Origin of the sequence: Streptococcus sp. 2106 (genome assembly GCF_013277315.1) — a bacterium.
In the GTDB taxonomy this organism is placed as follows: Bacteria; Bacillota; Bacilli; order Lactobacillales; family Streptococcaceae; genus Streptococcus; species Streptococcus pseudopneumoniae.
Genome location: NZ_VMMS01000128.1, coordinates 1 through 3,374, shown reverse-complemented (window position 1 = coordinate 3,374; position 3,374 = coordinate 1). Strand labels below are relative to the sequence as shown.

Sequence of the window (3,374 nt, the reverse complement as noted above, 5' to 3'; positions counted from 1 at the left end):
GCAGTGCTTTGAGCAACCTACGGCTAGCTTCCTAGTTTGCTCTTTGATTCTCATTGAGTATCAGTATAGGTTATAAGAATAAGTCTTGTAGGGTTTTGGCAACACCGTCTTGGTCATTGGTCAGAGAAATTTGCTCATCTGCATAAGGGAGTAGCTCTGGATTGGCATTTTTCATGGCATAACCCTTCCCAGCAAAAGCGAGCATTTCGGTATCATTGTATTCATCTCCAAAGGCAATCAAATCTTTTTTGTCGCGATTCATTATCTTGAGCAAGTAGTCCAAAGCAAAGGCCTTGTTGACACCTTTTGGGGTACATTCAAGGATATTGAGCGGACCTCCCCAGGTATTGATAGAAAGTTGATGCTGGTAGAAGGCGTTCATGTCTTTTGCCAAGGCATATTTGTCACTGGCTCTGGTCTGCAAGAGGATACAGTTAGGGTCCTTGGTCACCAATTCAGGCTGGAATTGATCTTCAGGCTGGAAAGCTTCTACACCAAATAGTTTGGGATTGGCAATTTCTTCATTGAGATTTGTAATGTAGAATTTTTTACGATATTCTCCAGCGATAAAATCGGCTTGAATGTCCTCTGAACGTTGAACCATATCTAGCAGATATTTTTTGTTTACAGTCAAACACTTTTCAAAATCCCAAACTTGGTCTGGTAAATGAGTAAGGGATCCGTTGAAGTTAATCATAGGAGTGTCTAAGCCCAGTTCACGGTAAAAATCTTTTGACATACGGTAAGGGCGACCTGTCGTAATAATAACCTGATGGCCTTTTTCAGCAACTTTTTTGATGGTTTTTTTGGTAAAGTCAGAAATTTGACTGTCTGAGTTGAGCAGGGTTCCATCCAGGTCAACTGCAATAATTTTTTTCGTCATATGGACCTTTCTAGTGTGTTTTCAGATAAGATGTCTTCTATTATAACAGAAAGCAGGCAGAAAAGCAGATTCCAAACAAAAAATGAAATTGGATTAATTTCTTAAACAAATCAAACAAAGACATTGAAAAAGTGAATGATAAATGATATAATTCTATTATTGTTCGTAAAAATTAAAAGGAGATTGATGATGGACAAATTATTTAAACTAAAAGAGAACGGTACAGACGTTCGTACAGAGGTTCTCGCTGGTTTAACAACTTTCTTTGCAATGAGCTATATTCTCTTTGTAAACCCACAAATGCTTTCACAAACAGGAATGCCTGCTCAGGGCGTCTTCCTAGCGACGATTATTGGTGCAGTAGCGGGTACCTTGATGATGGCTTTTTATGCTAACTTACCTTATGCCCAAGCACCAGGTATGGGACTCAATGCCTTCTTTACCTTTACAGTTGTATTCGGGCTTGGTTATTCTTGGCAAGAAGCCCTAGCTATGGTCTTCATCTGTGGGATTATTTCATTGATTATTACCTTGACAAATGTTCGTAAAATGATCATTGAATCGATTCCAAATGCCCTTCGCTCAGCTATTTCAGCTGGTATCGGTGTCTTTCTTGCCTATGTAGGGATTAAGAATGCTGGACTTTTGAAATTTACGATTGATCCAGGCAACTATACTGTTGTAGGAGAAGGGGCTGACAAAGCTCAAGCAACGATTGCAGCAAACTCTTCAGCAGTTCCAGGATTGGTCAGCTTTAATAATTCAGCTGTTTTAGTGGCTCTTGCAGGACTTGCCATTACTATCTTCTTTGTCATCAAAGGGATTAAAGGGGGAATTATCCTCTCTATCTTGACAACAACTGTTCTTGCTATTGCAGTTGGTTTGGTAGATTTGTCAAGCATCGATTTTGCTAATAACCATGTTGGTGCAGCCTTTGAAGATTTGAAGACAGTCTTTGGTGCAGCTCTCGGTTCAGAAGGTTTGGGAGCTTTGGTTTCAGATACAGCTCGCTTGCCTGAAACTCTGATGGCCATTCTTGCCTTCTCATTGACAGATATTTTTGATACAATTGGTACCTTGATCGGTACAGGTGAAAAAGTTGGTATCGTAGCGACAAATGGTGAAAATCACCAATCAGCCAAATTGGACAAGGCTCTTTACTCTGATTTGATTGGAACGATAGTCGGTGCCATCGCAGGTACTTCAAACGTAACGACTTATGTTGAGTCTGCTGCTGGTATTGGTGCAGGTGGACGTACTGGTTTGACAGCCTTGGTCGTGGCAATCTGTTTTGTGATCTCAAGCTTCTTTAGCCCACTTCTAGCGATTGTACCAACAGCCGCTACAGCTCCAATCTTGATTATCGTTGGGATTATGATGTTGGCTAGCTTGAAAAATATCCATTGGGACGACATGGCTGAAGCAGTTCCTGCTTTCTTCACATCTATCTTTATGGGATTCAGCTACTCTATCACTCAAGGGATTGCAGTTGGTTTCTTGACTTACACTTTGACTAAGCTTGTCAAAGGTCAAGCTAAAGATGTTCATGTCATGATTTGGATTTTGGATGCCTTGTTTATCCTGAACTACATCAGCATGGCCTTATAATAGAATTACCCAGGGGGATTTCCCCCTTTTTTTAATACAAAGTCTAGGAGATGAATGATGGAAGAGAAAAGTATGTGGAAAGAATTGTTGAATCGTGCAGGATGGCTTTTGGTCTTTTTGCTAGCGACAATTTTATATCAGATTCCTTTAGCGGTTACTGCTATTTTAACTTTAAATGCAGTACCACTGTTGCAGTCAGGACTGATAGTCGCTGGTATTTCAATTGTGGTTCTGGTGCTGTTTATTATTGGAGCTCGTAAAACGCAATTAGCAAGTTTTAATTTTTCTTTTTTTAGAGCTAAGGATTTGGCACGTTTGGGATTAAGTTATTTAGTCATTATCTGTTTAAATATACTTGGTTCTATCTTGTTGCAACTGTCAAATGAGACCACAACAGCTAACCAGTCTCAGATTAACGATATGGTTCAGAATAGTTCTCTGATTTCCAGTTTCTTCTTGCTAGCCGTGCTTGCTCCGATTTGTGAGGAAATTTTGTGTCGTGGGATTGTTCCTAAAAAGATTTTCCGAGGCAAGGAGAACTTGGGATTTGTAGTCGGTACGATTGTGTTTGCTTTATTGCATCAACCAAGTAATTTACCTTCTTTATTGATTTATGGAGGTATGTCGATCGTTCTGTCTTGGACAGTTTATAAAACCCAACGTTTGGAAATGTCGATCTTACTTCATATGATTGTGAATGGGGTTGCTTTCTGTTTGTTGGCTCTCGTGGTGATTTTGAGTAGGACATTAGGGATTTCTGTTTAAGATTATTGACAATTGCTTACTTGTTTCTACTGGGAAAAAGATGAATGCAATCGTGTCCATCTTTTTCTTTTTATGGTAAAATCCCGACTTTATCACTTTAAAAATACAAAAGGGCAGC

At 39.6% G+C, this 3,374-nt stretch carries 3 protein-coding genes; 2 read left to right on the top strand and 1 reads right to left on the bottom strand.

Annotated elements, in window-relative coordinates; translation table 11 throughout:
• Positions 1-70: 70 nt before the first annotated feature.
• Positions 71-883, bottom strand: coding sequence for a Cof-type HAD-IIB family hydrolase (locus HT723_RS10850; RefSeq protein WP_023939141.1), 813 nt, complete (start codon positions 881-883; stop codon positions 71-73).
• 189 nt (positions 884-1,072) lie between these two features.
• Between HT723_RS10850 and HT723_RS10845 the strand changes: the two genes are divergently transcribed.
• Positions 1,073-2,491: an NCS2 family permease gene (locus tag HT723_RS10845; RefSeq protein WP_172935191.1), complete on the top strand. Its 1,419-nt coding sequence runs from the start codon at positions 1,073-1,075 to the stop codon at positions 2,489-2,491.
• A gap of 57 nt (positions 2,492-2,548) precedes the next feature.
• Positions 2,549-3,256 (top strand): CPBP family intramembrane glutamic endopeptidase, encoded by a 708-nt coding sequence (locus tag HT723_RS10840; RefSeq protein ID WP_172935190.1) that lies wholly within the window; start codon positions 2,549-2,551, stop codon positions 3,254-3,256.
• Positions 3,257-3,374: the final 118 nt, after the last annotated feature.